Below are 19,781 nucleotides of genomic sequence, written 5' to 3'. Positions count from 1 at the left end.
CTAGGATGGCCGCTGAAGCACGCGAGCGGAAAGCGGAGCCACTTGAGCAGCCCTGAACAATCCCGGCCCGGAGCACGCGATGCCGCCGGCGCTTTCGGCGGCCGTGTCCGCACAACCCGCGAGAAAGAGAATCTCACACTTGAACAGCTCGCCAAATTGTCCGGGGTGAGCCGGGCGATGCTGTCCAAGATCGAACGTGGAGAGAAGAGCCCGACCATCGGCATAGCCAAGCAGATCGCGCACGCTCTCGGCGCCTCATTCTCTTCCCTTGTCGGTGACGAGTCGCCGACGCGCCGCACCTTCGCGCTCGTGACGAAGGATCAGCGTCAGGTGTTTCGAGATCCGGAGACGGGGTTCGAGCGTTCCCTGCTGTCGCCGAACATGCCCGGCATGACCGTCGAGGTCGTTCTTCACCATCTGCCGGCGAACACGTCGACGGGCCGTTCGCCGCCGCACCAGCCGGCGGCCGGCAAGCACGTCATTGTCTTCCAGGGTCAGGTGGTCGTCGCAACCACGGACAATGAGACGGTGCTGAGCGAGGGTGATTGCCTGTATTTCGAGGCGGACGTCGAACACTGGTTCGAGAACCGCGCCGCCAAGCCGGCTGAATATTATCTGATCATCTCGGCGCCGCCGGCGAACCGCTCGTCCTAGCGGCAATGCGTGCCGGACGGCAGCTCATGGAGCGGGCCGCCTGCGATCGCCCGCTCAGGGTCGAGCCCTTCGTATCGGCGGTCAGCCCTTGACCATGATCACGGTCGGCAGGGCGACGCCGCTGGCCGTGGGCATCTCGCCGCGCTCGACCGGGCGGTAGCCGAGCCTGGCGTAGAAGATTTCGGCATTGGCGTTGGCGCGGACCCGGAAGCGGCGGAAGCCGGCGGCACGGGCGGCGTCCTCCGCCGCCTCGACCATCCGGCGGCCGAGGCCCTGGCCGGCCCGGTCCGGGGCGACGAAGACCTTGCGCATCCGGGCTGCCGCCGGATCGTCCGGCACCCGGCACCATCCGGCGGTGGCGACCAGCGCGCCGCCCGGCGCCTCGGCCACCAGGACGTTGTTGGACAGGAGCTCCCTGGCATAGTCCGGCGCCATGATCAGCGCCACATGCGCCGCGATCTGCGCCGGGCTGTGGATGTCGCCGGCGAGGGCCGAGAAGGAGTCGGCCTGCAGCCGGCGCACGGCGTCGAGATCGGCCTCGCGGATCGGCCGCAGCACCAGATCGGTCACGACTCCGCCGGTTCCAGCCGGCGCGCCAGCGGGCCCTCCCGCTCCTCCAGGCAGCAGACGAGGTAGTCGCAGGTGATCTCCTCGCCCGCCGCGATGTCGCGCGCCGCCAGGGTCGCCGGCCCGGAATTGTCGGTGTTCGGCTCGTCGTCATGGTTCAGGAAGCGGGCGTCGTCGCCGTTCAGCACATAGCCGCCCGGGAAGTCCGGCGACAGATAGGCGTAGGTCTCGAAGAAGCGGCGCGGCACCTCGGGCAGCGCGGCCACCACCTCCTCCGGCACCACCTTGTCGACCGCCGGCTCGAACCGCCAGATCGGCGTGCCCTGGGCGATCGGCACCGCGGCGAACACGCCCAGGCCGTGGATCGTGCTGGGCGCGACATAGGTCGGAACCAGGAACATGGGGCCCCCCGCTCTCGCTCTTTGACTCGCTTATAACCACGGATTGCGGCCGGCCGGAAGAGGGCAAACAAGGCCTTGTTGCGGCGGGCCGAGCCATGCGCGGGCCGCAGGGCCATTCCCGCCCCTGCGGGGCTGGTCGAACCCGGCCTCCGCGGCGAAATATGAGGCACCGGTCCAGGAGCCTGCCCATGCCCGCATCCCGTCCCGTCGTCGGCATCCCCGCCTGCGTCAAGCCGCTCGGGGTCCATCCCTTCCATGCGGTCGGCGACAAGTACATCCGCGCCGTGTCGGAGGGGGCGGACTGCCTGCCCTTCCTGATCCCGGCGCTGGGCGGCTGGCACGATGTCGACGCGGTGCTGGATCGGCTGGACGGCCTGCTGGTCACCGGCAGCGTCTCGAATGTCGAGCCACAGCATTATGGCGGCGAGGCCAGCGAGGCCGGCACGCTGCACGACCCGGAGCGCGACGCCACCACCCTGCCGCTGATCCGCCGGGCGATCGAGCGCGGCATCCCGGTGCTGGCGATCTGCCGCGGGCTGCAGGAGCTGAACGTGGTCTGCGGCGGCACCCTGCTCCAGCATGTCGAGCGCCTGCCCGGCCGCGCCGACCACCGCGCCGACGAGAGCAAGCCGGTCGAGCTGCAGTACGGCCCGGCCCATCCGGTGGCGCTGGCCGAGGGCGGCGCGCTGGCGGCGCTGTTCGGCAAGGCCGAGACCATGGTCAACACCATCCACGCCCAGGGCATCGACAGGCTGGGTGCCGGCCTCACGGTCGAGGCGACGGCGCCGGACGGCCAGATCGAGGCGGTGCGGATCGAGGCCGCGCCCTATTTCGGCCTGGCCACCCAGTGGCACCCGGAATGGAAGTTCCGCGAGAACCCGGATTCGGTGGCGCTGTTCGCCGCCTTCGGCCAGGCCGTCCGCCGCTACGCCGCCGACCGCGACGGGCGCCGCGCCGCAGCGGAATAGTCTGGACCGGATCCTGCCCGTCCCATCGCAGCGATTGTCGTTGCCTCTCCCGCTTGCGAGACCTTTTCAGAATTCGATCACTTGAACCGACGCATGCTTTCCACTCTCCCCCTCTCCTCGCGGGAGAGGGGAGGGGGGTGTCGATGACGGAGGGCGGCGTGGAATTAGCCAGGATTTCTGCGAGGCCGGTGGTGACGCTCAACGTCAATTCCATCGGCGCCAAACCCCTCCCCCTGCCCCCCTCCCGCAAGGGGAGGGGGAGGATAAAAGGATAGGCCGGCCCAAACGGCGGTGTTCTGAAAAGCTCCCGCTTGCGGGAGAGGTCGGAGACGGGTCCGAACCGGATAGATCGTAGACAGATGGCCCGTCGGCCCGGAGGGTCCTACGCCGCCTTCCTGGTGGCTAGGCTCCGGTAGGCGGCCGTCTCGAGATCCATATAGCCGGTGAAGGACACGGGATCGCCGAAGGGCAGGATCTGCGTCGCCCAGAAGCCGCCGATGCCGTTCTTGCGGTCGATCCAGTAGAACAGGTTGGCCAGCCCCGCCCAGCCGAGCGCGCCGGACGGACGGCCGGTCGGCGCGTCCTCGTCGTTGATCATGAAGCTGTAGCCCCATGATTTCGGCATGCCGGGGAAGAACTCCGCGTCGTTCGACAAAGACGGGATGACGCCCGGCAGCTTCTTGACCTTCTTGTCGCCCAGGCCGTTCGCCACCGCGGCGCGGACGGTCTCCGCCCGGAGCACTTGCCCGTTCTCCCCTGCCCCGTCGTTCAGCCACATCCGGATGAAGCGGCAATAGTCGCCCACGGTCGAATAGAGCCCGTGCCCGCCCATGTGGAGTTCCGGGTCCTGCGGCAGCTCGAAACCGGGGATCGGCGTGAGCGAGCCATCGGCCTCGCGCTGATGCATCCCCGCCAGCCTGGCGCGCATCGACGGCGTGAGGCTGAAGGCGGTGTCCGTCATGCCGAGCGGCTCGAAGATCCGCTCCCGCATGACGTCGCCCAGGCGCCGGCCGCGGATGGCTTCGACGATCTGGCCGCACCAATCGAGGTTGGCACCGTATTCCCAGCGGTCGCCCGGATCGAACAGCAGCGGCGTCATGATCGACGCCTTCGACGCGGTGGTGACACTCGGCTGGCCATGGGTTCTGGCCAGCCGGTTGTAGTCCTCGTTGAAGATATCGTAGCCGAAGCCGGCGGTGTGCAGCATCAGCATGCGGGTGGTGATGTCGCGCTTCGGCGGGCGGAGCTTCGGCCGGCCCTCCGCGTCGAATCCGTCCAGCACCTGCAGCTTGCCGATATCCGGCGTATAGGTCTTCGCGGGCGCGTCGAGGTCGAGCTCGCCCTCCTCGACGCATTGCATCACGGCCGTGCCGGTAATGGCCTTCGTCGTCGAGAACATGGCGAAGACGCTGTCGGATGCCATGTCGGCATCCTGGCCGAGCACGCGCCGGCCCGCCGCCCCCTCGTAGAGGGTACCGCGCCGATCCGTGATCATGGCGACGACACCCGGCACCCGCGGGCTGCCCGAGACCACCCGGTTCAGCACGGCATCGGCCGCGGCCCGCAACACGCTGGTCATCGTTTCCTCCAGTCTTTGGACACCCTGCGGACGAGGCCGGGCGCAAGGTCTGCTATTCTGGAAGATTGCCCAGCATCTTCCGGTATTCCTGCTCCGGGAATGTCTTCATCGTGGTGGTCCGGACGTTTCCGCGTGAACCGACGGCGAGCACGAATCTCGCAAGCGTCTCGTCGTCCGGAGCATCCACATGGATCATGATGTCGTACGGCCCGATGCAGAGGGACAATTCCTTGAACTCGATGCCGAGCCGCCGGGCGAGCTCCCGCCCGGCATCGATGCGCTTGGCGCCGTCACGGATGGTCCGGATCCCCTGATCCGTGAAATTGATCAGCAGACAATAGCCAGCCATCTGGGCCTCCCAGGTGAGGGTGGTTGCAGCGAAGGACCGAGATGTGCCGAAGAGAATTGCGCCGAGCGGATCGCCGCCCGGCCGCAGACGATAAGAAGATGCCGACGCCCGTCACATCTCGTTCGAGGCGACCGAAAGAAGATCCTAAGCTTCCTTCGGAGATGCCGACCGATCTTCCCTGAAGATGATTATCATAGAATTCCTCCCCATGATGAGATTTTTTACTTCTGTATGCTGTGAATATTACGCCTCCTGACCGCGGATGTCATATGAAACCAGCACAATTCAGGGATGGCATCTGCCGCCGAGCCGGGATGGGACCGTGACATCGGCGCTTGCGGCCCGATCGCCCCGTGCCGGTCCTCGACGGGGCTATGGCGGGCAGGCCGTTCCGGTCAGCGCGCCAGCGCCGCGTCGACCGCCTTTGTCACCTCCGGCCCGGTCGGCTCGGCGCCGCTGGGGAAGGCGGCCAGCAGGGTGCCGTCGCGGCCGATCAAGAGCTTGTGGAAGTTCCATTTCGGCACCGCCGCCGCATCCTGCTGCGCCGCCCAGAGGTACAGCGGATGGGCGTCGGCGCCGACCACCGGCTGCTTGGCCAGCATCGGGAAGTCGATGCCGAAGGTGGCCTCGCAGAACTCCTTGATCTGGCCTTCCGAGCCCGGCTCCTGCGCGCCGAAATCATTCGACGGCACGCCGAGCAGCACGAAACCGCCGTCGCGGTGCCGGGTCCACAGCTCCTCGAGCCCGGCATATTGCTTGGTGAAGCCGCAGAAGGAGGCGGTGTTGACCACCAGCACCACCTTGCCGGCGAAGGCGTCGGGGGCGAAGGCGCCGCCCTCCAGCTTCGGCAGCGGCACGGCGGACCAGTCGAGCGGCCGGGCCGCGGCGGGAGTCGCGATCATGATCAGCACCAGGACGATGAATCGGGCCAGCATCGGGGGACCTCCGACGGGATCGCTCAAGGCTGCGCCGCCGCGCCGCGGGGCGCAAGACCCTGGTGCCCGACCGGCGGATGCCGTGCTAGGACGGATGGGTCCCCGGCGATGGAAACTCCGCCCGTGCCTGAAACGATCCTGCACCTCCACCCCGGCATGCCGGAGGCGTCGCTGCGCCCGATGCGCGAGCGCTTCGACCTGGTCGAGCATTCGCGGGCGAGCGCCGCCGCCGACCCGCTGCCCCAGGCCGACCGCATCCGCGGCGTCGTCACCATCGGCGTGATCGGCATCGACCGGGCGCTGATCGAGCGGCTGCCCAATCTCGGCATCATCGCCTGCTACGGCTCGGGCTATGAGCGGATCGACGTGGCGGCCGCGCGGGAACGAGGCATCGCCGTCACCAGCAACACCGGCGCTAGCGCCGCCTGCGTCGCCGACATGGCGCTGACCCTGCTGCTGGCCAGCGTGCGCCGGCTGGGCGAGGCCGACCGCTATCTCCGCGCCGGGAAATGGACCCGCGCCGCCGCGCCGCCGGAGCTGATCTCGACCGGCCTGGGCGGCCGCCGGGTCGGCATCCTCGGCCTCGGCGCGATCGGCGAGAAGGTGGCGCGCCGCGCCGCCGCCTTCGACATGGAGGTGGCCTACCACAACCGCCGCCCGAAGCCGGGCGTGCCCTGGGCCTGGCACCCCACCCTGGCTTCGCTGGCGGATTGGGCGGACATCCTTGTCGTCTCCTGCCGCTCGGACGAGAGCACCCGCGGCATCGTCGACCGGGCGGTGCTGGAGGCGCTGGGGCCGCAGGGCCATATCGTCAATATCGCCCGCGGCGAGGTGCTGGACGAGCCGGCACTGGTCGCGGCGCTGGAATCTGGGACCATCGCCGGCGCCGGGCTGGACGGGTTCGAGCATGAGCCCGAGGTGCCGGAGGCGCTGCGGCGGCTGGAGAACGTGGTGCTGACGCCGCACATCGCCAGCCTGACCGAGGCGGCCCATCGCGAGATGTGCCGGATGACGATCGAGAGCCTGGACAATTTCTTCGCCGGCCGGCCGCTGACCAACGCGGTATGATGGGCCGCCCATTGCCGACGAAGCGAGGCCAGTCATGACGCCATTGACCGGGGTGAAGGCCTGCGTCTTCGACGCCTATGGCACGCTGTTCGACACCGCTTCCGCCGCCCGGCGCAGCGCCGAGCTGCTGGGCGACAAGGCCGGCCCGCTGGCGGCGCTGTGGCGCGAGAAGCAGCTGGCCTACACCTGGCTGCGGGCGGTGCAGGGCCGCCACGCCGATTTCTGGCAGGTCACCGGCGACGCGCTGGACTTCGCGCTGGAGGCGCTGGCGATCGATGGGCCCGATCTTCGCGACCGGCTGATGCAGCTGTACCTGACGCTCGATCCCTATCCCGAGGTGCCGGAGGTGCTGCGCCGGCTGCGCGCCGCCGGGCTGAAGACGGCGATCCTGTCGAACGGCACGCCCCGCATGCTCGAGGCCCTGGTCGCCGGGGCCGGGCTGGAGTTCGACGCCCTGCTGTCGGTGGAGCAGGCCGGGGTCTACAAGCCGCATGCGAGCGTCTACCAGCTGGCGCTGGACACCTTCGGCCTGCCGGCACGGGCGATCGCCTTCCAGTCGTCGAACGGCTGGGATGCCTACGGCGCCTCGGCCTTCGGCATGCAGGTGGTGTGGTGCAACCGCAGCCGCCAGCCGCGGGAACGCCTGCCCGGTACGCCGGACCGCGAGGTGACGTCGCTGGCAGCGCTGCCGGCGCTGGTCGGGGCGTAGGCCGGCCACGCCCGCGGATCGGGTCAGACGGCCGGCCCCTCGGGCACGGGCGCGTAAGCGAGCCCGATATCGGCGACGCAGGCCAGCCCGGTGGGGGTGACGATCAGGATGGTGTAGGTCCCGCCGCCGGGGCTGGCCAGGATCTCGATCACGTGACCTTGGGCCGAGAGCATCCGGGCGACCGGCACTTCCTTGGCCTGGTCTCGGAGGGCGGCGGCAAAGGCGTCGTAGGGCGCACAGACCGGAGCCGCCGGACCGGCCTGCGCTGTGGTTCCCGCCAGCGCGATGCCGACGGCCAGAAGCAGGGTCCTCATGGCGACCTCCATACAATATATGGGGCGCCACGCGGCTGCGGCCAAGGCCGATGCGTCCCGCCGCGCTATCCCTTCACCGGGCCGGTCGAGGCGCGCAGCACCAGCTCGGTGCCGAAATGGATCTCCTGGCGGCCGCGCGGGTCGATCAGCAGCTCCGCCGCCGCCCTTCCCTTCTCGACCAGTGGCTGGCGGATGGTGGTCAGCGGCGGCCGGGAGGTGGCGGCCGCGGCGATGTCGTCGAAGCCGATCACCGAGACGTCGCCCGGCACCGACAGGCCCTGCCGCGCCAGCCACGCCATGGCCCACAGCGCCAGCCGGTCGCAGGTGGCGAGGATCGCGGTCATGCCCGGCTGACGCCGCATCAGCCGCGGCATGCTGCGCTCGATCGACTCGGCCTCGAACAGGCATTCCTCGATCGCCACCTGCCCGGGCGGGATGCCGGCCCCGGCCAGCACGTCGAGATAGCCGAGGAGCCGCTGCTGGCAGGCGTCATAGATCGAGTCGCGGATGCGGCGCAGCGACACCGCTCCCTCCCGCGAATCCGGCATCAGCTCCATCGACAGCACGCCGATCCGGCGGTGGCCGAGCTCGAGCAGGTGCCGGGCCGCGGCCTCGGCGCCGGTGCGGTCGGCGACGGTGACGGTGCGGCAGCCCTCGACCAGCGGCTGGTCGACCGTCACCACCGGCAGGCCGCGGCTCTTGATGATGTCGAGGACCCCCGGCTCCTCCTCCATGCAGTACATGATGAAGCCGTCGACCGCGGCCGAGGCCAGGGCCCGGCGCGCCGCCCCGACATCCGCGGCGGCATAGACCGAGATGCCGCGCCCGGTCTCGTCGCACACCGCGGCGACTCCCTGGATCAGGGCCAGCGCCGCCGGGTCGCCGAAGGCGTAGCCGAGCCCTTCCGGGATCATCACCGCGACCGTGCCGATGTGGCCGGTGCGCAGCATCCGGGCCAGCGGGTCGGGGCCCTGATAGCCGAGCGCCTCGGCCGCCTCCATCACCCTGGCGCGGATCGCGTCGCTGACCCGCTCGGGATGGTTGAAGACGTTGGAGACGGTGCCCTGCGCCACCCCTGCCGCAGTGGCGATGTCGCGCAGGCGCGCTTTCGGCTTCGGGGCGTCGGGCGTCGGGGCGTCCTCGGGCATGCCTCAGCCTAGCCGCGATCTTGAACCGATTCAAAAACTCCTTGACGACGATGTCGCGGAAGGCGATTATGAATCGATTCAAAAAATCGATTCAAAGGAGGCCGTCATGTCCCTCATGACCGGATTCCCGCTGGTCACCCATCTGATGCAGATCCGCCTGGGCGGCCGCTTCCGCCACCTGCCGCCGTCGCTGGCGGCGGAGCTGGAGGCGTTCGCCGCCGCCGAGCAGGAGGCCGCGGCGCGTCCGGCCGTCTCCGCGCCGCAGCCGGCCGTCCGGCGCGGCTCGTCGGTGCCGGCGCCGGCTCCCGCCATCGCCCTGCGCAAGGCGTGCTGTGGCTGAGCCGCATGTTTCGGGTTGTCGCCTGCCGGTTTCAGACCGTCAGGTCGGCCTCCGGCACGGAGCTGCCCGGACGGCGAGGATCGTAGAGCACGGCGATCGGGTCCCCCGGCGCCGGTCTCGGCCACAGCGCCTTCGGCTTGCTCCGCCCCTCATGCTCCCGGCCCGTCCCGTCGTGGAAGCGGTAGTGGATGTAAACCCGGTGCTCGGGACGGATGCTGAACAGGGCTCCGGGACTCGGCGGCTGCGGAGCAACGGCCGCGAACGGTTCGGTGCGGGCGACCCGGCCGATCACCCGGACGCCGTGCCGGACCAGGCGCCATTGGCGCATCGTGTGCCGTCCGACATACCCGAGCATCATGAGGGACAGCGGCAGGGTGATGACACCCAGCGCCGCCCAGGACCCTCTCCCGCCGATCGGCTGGGTAAAGACCGCCATCGAGTCCGGCGCCCCCGGCAGCAGGGCGGAGGCGACGAAGCCGCTGCCCAGCAACAGCGCCAGGCCGAACACCAGGCCGCCGTCCCAAGCGATCCGCCACAGAGTCTTCCTGCGCCGCGGGGCGGACGTGTCGTCGAGATGAGAGGTCATGGCGCCTGAAATCGACCAGGGAAATGCGACAACTATCCCACAAGTATGGACGTGCGCCGAAGCGCCGCCAAGCCGATCCCGGCGCTCAAATCCTCAATCGATCCCCTCGCATTCGACCAGTTCGAGCTGCCCCTTGCCCTTGAGCTCGTAGAGGCCGTGGCTGCGGGCGCGGCAGCGGTCGCGGATGGGCTGCCACAGCGCGGCGCTCAGGAACACGGAATTGGCATTGGCGCAGGCGGTGATCCGCGCCGCCGTGTTGACCGTGTCGCCCCAGAGGTCGAACAGGAACTGCCGCCGGCCGATCACGCCCGCCACCACCGGGCCGTGATGGATACCGATGCGGACGCCCCAGCCGGGCTTCGCCTGCCGGGCCGCCGCCACCAGGTCGAGGCCGCAGCGGATGCTGGCCGGCAGCGGCTCCTCGATCCCCTCCAGCAGCCCCGCCGTCGCCATCAGGGCGTCGCCGATGGTCTTGATCTTCTCCAGCCCATGGCGGGCGACGATGGCTTCGAAGGCCTCCACCAGGCCCTGCAGCTCGGCGACCACCTGCTCCGGCGGATTGCGGTCGCAATAGGCGGTGAAGTCGACGATGTCGCAGAACAGCACCGCCACATTCTCGTATCGCCGCGGCGCAACCCTGTCGGTCGCCTTGAGCTCGCTGATCGCGCCAGGCGGCAGGATGGCGTGCAGCAGGCGCTCGCTGCGCTCCTGCTCCCGCCGGATCTGGTCGAGATGGGCCGCCTCCTGGTCGCGCAGCCGCTTCTTGTCCAGCGACGCGCCGACCCGGGCCCGCAGCAGGGTTGGGTTGAACGGCTTGGGCAGGTAGTCCTCGGCGCCCAGCTCGATGCAGCGCACGGCGCCGTCGACCGCATCGAGCGCCGAGATCATGATCACCGGGATGCCGCGCAGCGCCGGGTCCGACTTCAAGGTCCGCAGCACCTCGTAGCCGTTCATGCCCGGCATCATCACGTCGAGCAGCACCAGGTCGAAGGTATGGCTGCGCAGCAGGGCCAGGGCGGTGAGGCCGTCCGCCGCCTCGGTCAGGTCCTGGTAGCCCTCCCGCCGCAGCCGGCGGGCCAGCGTGTAGCGGTTCATCTCGTCGTCGTCGACGATCAGGATGGCGGCCGCCGGGTCAGCCATCGCGCCACGCCTTGTCCAGCAGAACCTCGATCTTGCGCAGCAGCCGCGGCAGGTCGACCGGCTTGGTGTCGTAGTCGTCACAGCCCGCCGCCAGGGCCTTCTCGCGGTCGCCCGCCATGGCGTGGGCCGACAATGCGATCACCGGGGTGCCGCTGGCCGCGGCCTTGATCCGGCGCGTCGCCTCCCAGCCGTCGATCACCGGCAGGCTGAGATCCATCAGCACCAGATCCGGGCCCTCGCGGCCGGCCATCTCGACCCCTTCCGCCCCGTCGCGGGCGACGATGACGTCGAAGCCGCGGCGCTTCAGGCGGGAGGACAGCATGTAGACATTGTCCTCGTTGTCCTCGACATAGAGGATCGTCGCCATGCTCAGGCCCTCCGCCGGGTTGCGGCAGTCGCATAGCGGCCGACCAGCTGGCGGATCTGCGCCAGCAGCTCATGCTGCTCGAAGGCCGCCTTCTGCAGGATGTGCTCGACGCCGCCGTTCAATCGACGGTGGTCGTGGTCGGTGAGGTCGGCGGCGGTGACGATGATGACCGGGATGCCGCCGAATTCAGGCACCTTCCGGCAGGCGGCGAGGAATTCGAAGCCGTCCATCTCCGGCATCATCAGGTCGAGCAGGATCAGGTCCGGCCGCTCGCGGCCCATCCGCTCCAGCGCCTCGCGGCCGTCGCCGGCCTCGGCGACCTGCCAGCCCTCGCCGATCAGCAGGCGGCGCATCATCATGCGGGCCGCGGCATCGTCCTCGACCACCAGCACCCGCCGCGTCGCCGCGGCCGCGGATCGGTGGCGGGCCAGGATCGCGGCGAGGCGGGCGCGGTCGATCGGCTTGTTGAGGTAGTCGGACGCGCCCAGGGCGATGCCCTTCTGCTTCTCGTCGACGATCGTGACCATGATCACCGGAATGCCCGCCAGCTCCGGGGCCGCCTTCAGCTCCTGCAGCACGCTCCAGCCGTCCATGTCCGGCATCAGGACGTCGAGGGTGATGACCGACGGGCGCTGCGTCCGGGCGGCCGCCAGCGCCTCGGCGCCGCTCTCGGCGGTGATGACGTCGAAGCCCTCGCGGCTGAGGAAGCGGTGCATCAGGTCGCGCACCGTGGCGTCGTCATCGACCACCAGGACCCGGTCGGCGACGGCGCGCGCGGCGTCCGGCATCGTCGCGACGGTGCCCACCGGCGCGGGGGCCGGCCCGGGGATCACCTCCGCCGTCACGACAGAGCCCGCCGGCAGGCGGACGGTGAAGCTGGTGCCGACGCCCGGCTCGCTCTCGACCGCGATGGTGCCGCCCATCAGCGCCGCGAGCCGCTGGCTGATCGCCAACCCCAGCCCGGTGCCACCGTATCTGCGGGTGGTCGAGCTGTCGGCCTGGGTGAATTCCTGGAACAGCCGGCCGAGTTGGTCCCGGGTCATGCCGATGCCGGTGTCCGAGACGCGGAACCGGACCCAGCCCTCTTCGGCATCACGTGCCACCGCCAGCGTCACCGTTCCGCCTTCGGTGAATTTGCAGGCATTGCTGAGCAGGTTGAGGATGATCTGCCGCAGGCGGGTCTGGTCGGCCCGCATCGAGCCGAGCCCGGCCGGCCGCTCGACCACCAGGCGGTTGCCGTTGCGGGCGGCCAGCGGCTGCGACGCGCCCGCCAGATCGGCGACCAGGGCGGCGAGGTCGATCTCCTCCTCATGCAGATCGAGGCGCCCGGCCTCGATCTTCGACAGGTCCAGCACGTCGTTGATCAGCTCCAGCAGGTGGCGGCCGGCGCGCAGGACGCGGTCCAGCGGCTCGCGGAACTCCGTCAGCGCCTGGTCCTCGGCATCCTCCGCCAGCATCTCCGCCAGGCCGATGATGGCGTTGAGCGGGGTCCGCAGCTCGTGGCTCATATTCGCCAGGAAGCGGCTTTTCGCCAGCGTCGCCTGGGTCGCCTGGTCGCGCGCGTCGGCCAGCCGGTCGACCAGCTCGCCCAGCTGCGCCTCCCGCGCCTTCAGCTCGGTGATGTCGGTGAACACGCCGACGCAGCCGCCGTCGGCGGTGAGGCGCTCGCTGATCTTCAGCCAGCGGCCGCCGGCCCGCCGCTGCTCATAGGCCCCGCCCGGATGGTGGTGGCGGTCGAGCCGCGCCGTGAGCCAGGCGTCGAGATGGCCGTTGGCGTCCGGGATCATCCCGGCCTGTGCGGCCGCCTGGATCACCTCCTGGTAGTGTATGCCCGGCTCGATCGCGAGATCGACCCCGGCATACATCTCGCGATAGCGGCTGTTGCAGATCACCAGCCGGTCCTCGGAATCGTACAGGGCGAAGCCCTCGGAGATCGTCTCGATCGCCTCGCCGAGCTGGCGCCGGGCCCGCTGCGCCTCGGCCTCGGCCTCACGGTGCTGGCGCTCCAGCCGGTCGCGCTCGACCAGGCTGCGCTGCAGCAGCCCGAGGGTCCGGGTCATCTCGCCGATCTCGTCATGCCCGGCCGGCGGCAGCGCGACGTCGAGCCTGCCGCTGGTGATCGCGGCCATGGCGTGCTCGAGCTGGCGCAGCGGCCCGATGATCGACCGGACGATGACCGCGGTCAGCACCGCCGCCAGGAGGAAGGCGAGGACGCCGGCCGCCAGCGACAGCTGCACCGCCGTCTCCGCATTGCTTGCTGCCGCGTCGCGCTTGGCCACCGCCTCGTCCTCGAGCCGGTCGACCATCCCGGCCAGGGCAGTATCGATGGCAAGGATGTGGTTGCGGGTCTGCGACATCAGCGCGTTGCCGACGACGCGCTGGTCGTCGGTGTAGGCCTCGACCGCCTTGAGCGCCTGGTCCATCAGCGGCCCGATCTCGGCCTGGATCGACCGGACGCCGTCGGGATCGTAGGGGTCCAGGGCGGCGAGGTCGGTCGCCAGCTGGTCCCGGGCGGCGCGGGCGTTCATCTCCGACCGGACGAGAAGGCTCACGGCCAGGTCGGTCAGCCAGTATTTGAGGTCGCCGAAATCCTTGTTCGCCTTGTTGGCCGTCTTCAGCACCGTGACCAGCCGCGCCTCGTCGGCCAGCGCCGCCGCTTCGGACGCCACCTGGCGGTTCAGGTAGAGCGTGGTCAGGGTGAGGATCGCCAGCAGCAGGACCGCCAGGGAGACCAGCCGGGTACGGATCGAAAGCTGCGACATGCCGCTCCTCGGCGACCGGCGGTCCACCGCCGGTCGGGCTCAGTCGAACAAGGTGACGCTGACGACGCCGCCCAGATCGCCCAGGCTCGCGCCTTCCTTCGGATAGCCGGTGATGTCGATCCCGCCCTTGGGCTTCCCGTGGCAGGAGAGGCAGTCGGCGCCGTAATATTCCGGCACCAGGACACGGGTGGCGGGACGCCCGTTCACGGTGGTCGTCGCGGCGTAGACGGCATCCCTGGTCCAGCCGGGCGACTGGAACCTGGTGCGGATGACATCGGTCTCGAACGCGTCGGGCGAGGCCTTGCGGTTGCGCACCAACTCCGGCGGCGCCGTCACCTTGATCTCGGCCCGGCCGCTCTGGTCCCGCCGGAACTGCTCGGTCGCCAGCCGGGCGAACACGGCGGGGACAAAGCCCTTGAAGCCCGACCCCTTCTCGTTGATCAGGGGCTGGTTGGCATCCATCACCTCCTTGACCGCAAGGGCCATGGCGGCGAGCAGCCGGCCCTTCTCCGACCCGGGATCGACCTTGCGCGGATCGACCCCGGTGGTCGCGACCATGTTCCGGATCGCCGCCTCGACGACGGCATCGCCGGTCAGCCCCTTGTCGCCGAGACCCGGGTCGTTGATCCGGGCCTGGTTCGCCGAGATCACCGTGCGGGCGCTGCGCAGGAACTCCGCCAGGCTGAGCGCCGCGTCGACATCGTCCTGGCCTGCCGCGAGGATCGGGGGCAGGCCGATGGCAAGCATGCCGAGCAGGACGAGAGACACGAACGTCTTCCTCGCCCCGGAAATCCTAAGCAGCGGCCGGCGATCCCAAACCATTTCGATCCTTAGGCAGAACCGCAGTAATCGATTCGCGTGACCCAAAGATAGGAAAGGAAGTATTGCAATATCAGGATAACGAAATTGCTTCTGGCGCGCAAGATTGACCAAGACAGTGGCGGAGGCGATCCGGCGATTACTCGAGTGGCGTCGCCCTAACGCTTTTGGAGTACATCGGATGGCGGCATCGGCACGACACCCCCTCATGGGGCCGCGACACGAAAGTGATCAGATTGTCCGGTCGGTAAGAGCGGACGCGGAATCCGTCAGGTCCTGCGATCGGAGGCATTCACGGCATCGTCGCCGAGCGCCGCATACGGCGAGGTTCTTCCCGCGCGTCGCCCTCCCGTACGAAGGCCGGAGCCGCCGTCAGACGCCTTGTCCTGGAACACCCGGGCGCAACCGGCCTCGGCAAGAGCGTCGAACTGCAATGCCGGATCCTGGTCGGCCATCGAAACCCGCGCATAGCCGATCTCCGGCATCCCGCACCGGCTTCCGTCCGAAAACCCGTCCGGCAAACCATCTGTCCGGAAAGTCATCGCTAAGGTTGGTTGGCGGACACGTCGCGAGCTGGCCGTCAAACGGCCGTTGAGCGGACGGGCGCTTACCATCTCCGCTATGACGCCGTTTGCGGATGTCCGAAGCAATTTCGGCTCCCCCTGGAGCGGACCTTCCTCTCGACTCAGCCGGATCACCCGCTCCGACCAGCACGCAGCCGGGGGCCTGAAGATCAAGCCCATGGCCGGTTCCGTGCCGCCTGAGTACCGAAATCCATCTCGCCGTGCGCGGTCGCTGCTGCCTCCGGTGCGCTTTGCTCTCACGGCCGGCCAGAAGGGCGATATCCCGCAGGCCGATACCCTGATCGAGGGCTTGCCTGCAGAGATCGTCATGGCGGATGCCACCTATGACAGCGACCGCCTCCGTCAGGCGATCGCCGACAAGGGCGCCGACGTGGTCATCCCGAACAACCCATCCCGTGCTCAGAAATATCCGCTCGACAAACATCTCTGTGCCCAGCGCCACCTCGTCGAGCACTGCTTCTAGCTCAAGCAGCTCCGGCGCGCTGCCACCCGCTTCGAGAAGCCGCTAGAACCGACCTCGCCGTCGCACCAACGCCGCTGTCGTCCTATGGCTTAGGCAACTGTGCGCAGAACCGACCCAGGATTAACTGTTTCAGGAATATTCTACTCGAATTTTGGACGATTCGCTGCTAGATGCTGATCGCGTATGCACCAACCGGAGTAGCGGGCATGTTGGGTCTTCGTGGCACGCTGAGCCCCTACAGCCAAGCGATGGTGCCGCCCGTGCATACGCAAAGAGGGTTGGGAGCCGGGTCACTCCGGCCGGTCCCGGCGCGATTTCGGCACCCTCACTCTTAATCGCCTCAGCCTTCTGCTGGTCGGATCGCTGGAGCGCGACAGTCCACAACTGTGACCACTGCGCCGCAGACGCGGCGCCTTACGCATGAGAAGGGGAAGGGACTATGGCCGTTATCAACGGAACCGACAGCGATGAATTTCTTGCAGGCACACCCGATGCCGACACGATCAATGCTCTAGGTGGCAATGACTGGCTGATCGGCGGCGCAGGAGCCGACCAGCTCATCGGCGGCGATGGCAACGATATCGCAACCTATTCCGACTCGACCGCCGCCATATCGGTCAATCTCGCCACCGGCCTGGGCAGCGGAGGCGAGGCCGAAGGGGACACCCTCGTCGGCATCGAGCGGCTCGCCGGCTCCAATCACAACGACACTCTGATCGGCGATGCGGCCGCGAATGAGCTCCGCGGCGAGAATGGAAACGACGTACTCGCCGGCGGCGCGGGGGCTGATACCCTCGACGGCGGCGACGGCTTGGACACCGCCAGCTACGAGGGTTCTACGGCTGGCGTGTCGATCGATCTCGCCACCGGCACCGGTACTGGTGGCGACGCTGAGGGCGACATTCTCGTCAGCATCGAGCGTCTGATCGGCTCGAGCCACGACGACGTTCTCGTCGGCTCTGCTGGCGCGAATGTCCTCTATGGCGGGGAAGGCAACGACAGTATCAGCGGCGGCGACGACAACGATGATCTGCACGGCGGCGCGGGCGCCGACGTGATTGACGGCGGCGCCGGCTTCAACCGCGTGAGCTATGCCGGCTCCTCGGCCGCCGTGACGGTCGATCTGGCCGCCAATACGGCTGCCGGCGGCGATGCCGAGGGGGACACGATCTCCGGCTTCGACGGTGCATTCGGCTCGGACCACAATGACCGGCTTATCGGCAACGCGAACGGAAACCTCCTGGCCGGTTTGGCTGGTGATGACACCCTGCTTGGTGGCGTCGGGGCCGATGCGCTCGACGGTGGTGACGGGAGCGACTGGGCCGACTATAGCAACAGCGATATGCGGGTCATCGTCGGCCTGACCACGGGTGACATGTTCGACGGGGCGGCGGGTGATACGCTGACCAATATCGAGAACCTCAGGGGCACCGCCTTCACCGACTTGCTTGAGGGTGATGCCGGCGCCAACATCCTCGATGGTGGCGACGGAGACGACTACCTGTATGACCGCGCTGGCGGCGACACGATGATCGGCGGAAACGGCCTCGACACCGCCGACTATGGACATGCGACCGGCGGGGTCACGGTCGATCTGGCACTCGGTACCGGCACTGGCGACATCGCCGAAGGCGATACGTTGACCGGGATCGAGAACCTGAACGGGTCGGCATTTGGCGACCGTCTCTCTGGCGACGCGGGCGCGAACGCCATCAATGGCGGCAACGGCGACGACTGGCTGATCGGCAGCGCAGGGGCCGACCAGATCATCGGCGGCGATGGGAACGATATCGCAACCTATTCCGACTCGACCGCCGCCATATCGGTCAATCTCGTCACCGGCCTGGGCAGCGGAGGCGAGGCCGAAGGGGACACCCTCGTCGGCATCGAGCGGATCGGCGGCTCCAATCACAACGACACTCTGATCGGCGATGCGGCCGCCAATGAGCTCCGCGGCATGAATGGAATCGACGTGCTGGACGGTGGAGCCGGTGACGATACCCTCACCGGTGGGGACGGCGACGACATGCTCTATGGCAGCGCCGGCGCCGACACCATCGACGGCGGCAACGGGCTCGACACAGCCGGCTACTTCAACTCCGACGCCGCGGTGACGGTGGACCTCGCGGCCGGCACCGGCACCGGCGGCTACGCCGAAGGCGACGTCCTGACCAACATCGAAAACCTGGGCGGCAGCATCTTCAACGACACCCTGTCCGGCGATATCGGCGCCAACCGGATCAACGGCGGAGGCGGCGACGACACCGTCGCGGGAGCAATCGGCAACGACATCCTCTATGGCGGCAACGGCAACGACCAGGTCGACGGCGGCATCGGCTGGGACACCCTCCAGGGGGAGGCCGGCGACGACCGGCTGACCGGCGGCGACGGCGGCGACATCCTGCGCGGCGGCGCCGGTGCCGACCAGCTGACCGGCGGTGCCGACTACGATATCGCCAGCTACTGGGAGAGTGCCGTGGGCGTGTCGATCAACCTGCAGACCGGGGTCAACACCGGCGGCACGGCCGAGGGCGACACCATCGCCGACGACGTCGAGACCATACACGGCAGCAACCACGACGACGTGATGACCGGCAACACCCTGGGCAACGCGCTCATCGGGTTCGATGGGGATGACATCCTCAACGGCGGCGGCGGTGACGACGTCCTGCGGGGAGGAGCTGGCGCCGACACGCTGAACGGCGGCAGCGGCAGGGACTTCTTCAGCTACACAGCGGTTTCCGACAGCACCATCTCGGCCGCCGACACGATCCAGGACTTCCAACGCGGGGACGTGATCTCGGTTCGGATGATCGATGCCGACGGCGATGCCGGGAACGGCGACACGGCCTTCAGCTTCATCGGCACCGCCGCCTACACTGGAGTCGCCGGCCAGCTGCGCTATGCGGTCACCAGCCCCGGCGTCACCACCATCGCCGGCGACATCAACGGCGACGGCACCTCGGACTTCCACATTCGCCTCGACGGCGCAATCACGCTGCAGGCCTCGGACTTTATGCTCTAACCTATGCCGGCTCGGGCGTCTCGTGCGCCCGAGCCGTTATCCTCGTCGCGCCATCGAGAGTTGGATCCGCGAGGCTGCGCTGGTCTTACCACGGCTGCAATCAGCTGTAACTCGCGTTCAATCCCCACCGTGTGGTTCGCGGCGAGCTGCACCTGGTCGGCTTAATAGGCGTCCGCATGTATGGAAGCAGTTGGGGCACATGACTGTCGCCGTCGTTATTCGAACGATCGCTCTAGCCGCGCTCTGTATTTTGTGAATTCTTGTCTTGGCGAATGACTATAGCTAAGTCTCCGCACGGCGGACGCACACCGCGAGGACCATGGACCATGCCGAGGACCTGCTTCCCTCCCGATGGGCAAGATCCCTGGGATCTTGCCGTGACGCTCGTCCAGCGTCGCGGTGCGTGGGCGTTGACCGACACGCAGGCGCGAGCCGATACCGCACGGGCGCATGGCGACCCAGATCTCGCCGGCTTCTGGGATCAGGTGGCGCAATGTTGCAAGGCAATCCAGCTGGAACCGATATCGAAAGCTGTCATGCTAGTGTGAGGGCCGGTTGGCCCGGACACGTCCGTTCCGGCGCGAGGTTCGGATGTCTGACGGCTTTGCCGGAGAGGATGACTTCCCGTCCTAAAGCGGCTGCCTACTGCGGCCCACATTGAGGTCGCCCGAGAGTCATCGGTCATTCCGGTCGCGATCCGTCAAACGGACCTGATCCGGACAGCGCTGTCCGCACCGCTGAAGGACCAGAAGCCCTCGGCCGCATCGAGCGGGCTATCTTCGCCCTGGATTGGTTGCGCGATCCGGCGCTGCGTCGACGGGCCAAAGCCGGACTCGACAAGGACGAGGCGCGCAACGCCCCGGCGCGGGCCATCGTCTTCAACCGCCTCGGAGAGGCGCGACCGAAGCTTTGAGAACCAGTCCTACCGCGCCCCCGGGACCAAATCTGTCCGTCTCGGCGGTCATCCTGTGGAACACCCGGTATCTGCAGGCTGCGCTGGGGG

19 protein-coding genes and 2 pseudogenes are annotated in these 19,781 nt (G+C 68.6%); 8 read left to right on the top strand and 13 right to left on the bottom strand.

What is annotated here, in order from left to right; translation table 11 throughout:
- Positions 1-654, top strand: a 654-nt coding sequence (locus tag AAHM41_RS06160; protein ID WP_342235642.1) for a helix-turn-helix domain-containing protein, incomplete at its 5' end; no start/stop codon positions are given.
- 81 nt (positions 655-735) lie between these two features.
- On the opposite strand, the gene AAHM41_RS06155 is transcribed toward AAHM41_RS06160, so the two are convergent.
- On the bottom strand, positions 736-1,224 hold the full coding sequence (locus tag AAHM41_RS06155) for a GNAT family N-acetyltransferase (RefSeq protein WP_342235641.1): 489 nt from the start codon (positions 1,222-1,224) through the stop codon (positions 736-738).
- A complete protein-coding gene (locus AAHM41_RS06150) occupies positions 1,221-1,622 on the bottom strand; it encodes an SET domain-containing protein (protein ID WP_342235640.1) in 402 nt (133 codons plus the stop codon). Before AAHM41_RS06150 ends, AAHM41_RS06155 begins: the two co-directional genes overlap by 4 nt.
- A gap of 188 nt (positions 1,623-1,810) precedes the next feature.
- Between AAHM41_RS06150 and AAHM41_RS06145 the strand changes: the two genes are divergently transcribed.
- The gene (locus AAHM41_RS06145) at positions 1,811-2,590 is read left to right on the top strand and encodes a gamma-glutamyl-gamma-aminobutyrate hydrolase family protein (protein ID WP_342235639.1); all 780 of its coding nucleotides are present in this window, start codon (positions 1,811-1,813) and stop codon (positions 2,588-2,590) included.
- Between the two features lie 382 nt (positions 2,591-2,972).
- On the opposite strand, the gene AAHM41_RS06140 is transcribed toward AAHM41_RS06145, so the two are convergent.
- The 3 genes from AAHM41_RS06140 to AAHM41_RS06130 all read right to left on the bottom strand — a co-directional run bounded on the left by AAHM41_RS06140 (position 2,973) and on the right by AAHM41_RS06130 (position 5,453).
- Positions 2,973-4,169, bottom strand: a complete 1,197-nt coding sequence (locus tag AAHM41_RS06140) for a serine hydrolase domain-containing protein (RefSeq protein WP_342235638.1) — start codon at positions 4,167-4,169, stop codon at positions 2,973-2,975.
- A 52-nt stretch (positions 4,170-4,221) separates the two neighbouring features.
- Entirely contained in the window at positions 4,222-4,518 is a 297-nt protein-coding gene (locus tag AAHM41_RS06135; protein ID WP_342235637.1) for a GYD domain-containing protein, read from the bottom strand.
- A gap of 395 nt (positions 4,519-4,913) precedes the next feature.
- Positions 4,914-5,453, bottom strand: a complete 540-nt coding sequence (locus tag AAHM41_RS06130) for a glutathione peroxidase (RefSeq protein WP_342235636.1) — start codon at positions 5,451-5,453, stop codon at positions 4,914-4,916.
- Positions 5,454-5,576: 123 nt separating this feature from the next.
- Between AAHM41_RS06130 and AAHM41_RS06125 the strand changes: the two genes are divergently transcribed.
- Positions 5,577-6,521 carry a 2-hydroxyacid dehydrogenase gene (locus AAHM41_RS06125; RefSeq protein WP_342235635.1) on the top strand — a complete coding sequence of 315 codons (945 nt, stop codon included), beginning with the start codon at positions 5,577-5,579 and terminating at the stop codon, positions 6,519-6,521.
- 34 nt (positions 6,522-6,555) lie between these two features.
- Positions 6,556-7,230 carry a haloacid dehalogenase type II gene (locus tag AAHM41_RS06120; protein WP_342235634.1) on the top strand — a complete coding sequence of 225 codons (675 nt, stop codon included), beginning with the start codon at positions 6,556-6,558 and terminating at the stop codon, positions 7,228-7,230.
- Positions 7,231-7,253: 23 nt separating this feature from the next.
- Here AAHM41_RS06120 and AAHM41_RS06115 read toward each other — a convergent pair whose 3' ends face one another.
- Together AAHM41_RS06115 and AAHM41_RS06110 are read right to left on the bottom strand one after the other, a co-directional pair.
- Positions 7,254-7,544, bottom strand: a complete 291-nt coding sequence (locus tag AAHM41_RS06115) for a hypothetical protein (RefSeq protein WP_342235633.1) — start codon at positions 7,542-7,544, stop codon at positions 7,254-7,256.
- A gap of 65 nt (positions 7,545-7,609) precedes the next feature.
- On the bottom strand, positions 7,610-8,692 hold the full coding sequence (locus AAHM41_RS06110) for a LacI family DNA-binding transcriptional regulator (RefSeq protein WP_342235632.1): 1,083 nt from the start codon (positions 8,690-8,692) through the stop codon (positions 7,610-7,612).
- A 106-nt stretch (positions 8,693-8,798) separates the two neighbouring features.
- Between AAHM41_RS06110 and AAHM41_RS06105 the strand changes: the two genes are divergently transcribed.
- Positions 8,799-9,032, top strand: a complete 234-nt coding sequence (locus tag AAHM41_RS06105) for a hypothetical protein (RefSeq protein WP_342235631.1) — start codon at positions 8,799-8,801, stop codon at positions 9,030-9,032.
- Positions 9,033-9,063: 31 nt separating this feature from the next.
- Here AAHM41_RS06105 and AAHM41_RS06100 read toward each other — a convergent pair whose 3' ends face one another.
- From AAHM41_RS06100 to AAHM41_RS06075, 6 genes are all read right to left on the bottom strand, one after another.
- Positions 9,064-9,618, bottom strand: coding sequence for a DUF3592 domain-containing protein (locus AAHM41_RS06100; RefSeq protein ID WP_342235630.1), 555 nt, complete (start codon positions 9,616-9,618; stop codon positions 9,064-9,066).
- A gap of 93 nt (positions 9,619-9,711) precedes the next feature.
- On the bottom strand, positions 9,712-10,758 hold the full coding sequence (locus tag AAHM41_RS06095; protein ID WP_342235629.1) for an adenylate/guanylate cyclase domain-containing protein: 1,047 nt from the start codon (positions 10,756-10,758) through the stop codon (positions 9,712-9,714).
- Positions 10,751-11,125, bottom strand: coding sequence for a response regulator (locus AAHM41_RS06090; RefSeq protein ID WP_342235628.1), 375 nt, complete (start codon positions 11,123-11,125; stop codon positions 10,751-10,753). Before AAHM41_RS06090 ends, AAHM41_RS06095 begins: the two co-directional genes overlap by 8 nt.
- Positions 11,126-11,127: 2 nt before the next feature.
- Entirely contained in the window at positions 11,128-13,887 is a 2,760-nt protein-coding gene (locus AAHM41_RS06085; protein ID WP_342235627.1) for a response regulator, read from the bottom strand.
- Positions 13,888-13,926: 39 nt separating this feature from the next.
- Complete coding sequence (locus tag AAHM41_RS06080) at positions 13,927-14,655, bottom strand: Tll0287-like domain-containing protein (RefSeq protein WP_342235626.1); 729 nt, start codon at positions 14,653-14,655, stop codon at positions 13,927-13,929.
- A 320-nt stretch (positions 14,656-14,975) separates the two neighbouring features.
- The gene (locus AAHM41_RS06075) at positions 14,976-15,191 is read right to left on the bottom strand and encodes a recombinase family protein (protein ID WP_342235625.1); all 216 of its coding nucleotides are present in this window, start codon (positions 15,189-15,191) and stop codon (positions 14,976-14,978) included.
- A gap of 237 nt (positions 15,192-15,428) precedes the next feature.
- Here AAHM41_RS06075 and AAHM41_RS06070 point away from each other — a divergent pair.
- The 3 genes and pseudogenes from AAHM41_RS06070 to AAHM41_RS06060 form a co-directional block, all read left to right on the top strand.
- Positions 15,429-15,877: pseudogene (locus tag AAHM41_RS06070) on the top strand (transposase); the annotation flags it as partial.
- Between the two features lie 315 nt (positions 15,878-16,192).
- Positions 16,193-18,778 (top strand): beta strand repeat-containing protein, encoded by a 2,586-nt coding sequence (locus AAHM41_RS06065; RefSeq protein ID WP_342235624.1) that lies wholly within the window; start codon positions 16,193-16,195, stop codon positions 18,776-18,778.
- 754 nt (positions 18,779-19,532) lie between these two features.
- Positions 19,533-19,774, top strand: a pseudogene (locus tag AAHM41_RS06060) (Tn3 family transposase); the annotation flags it as partial.
- Positions 19,775-19,781 lie beyond the last annotated feature (7 nt).

It is taken from the genome of Inquilinus sp. OTU3971, from assembly GCF_038440215.1.
Note: the sequence above shows the minus strand (reverse complement) of the source record. Positions and strands in the feature narration are given on the sequence as shown.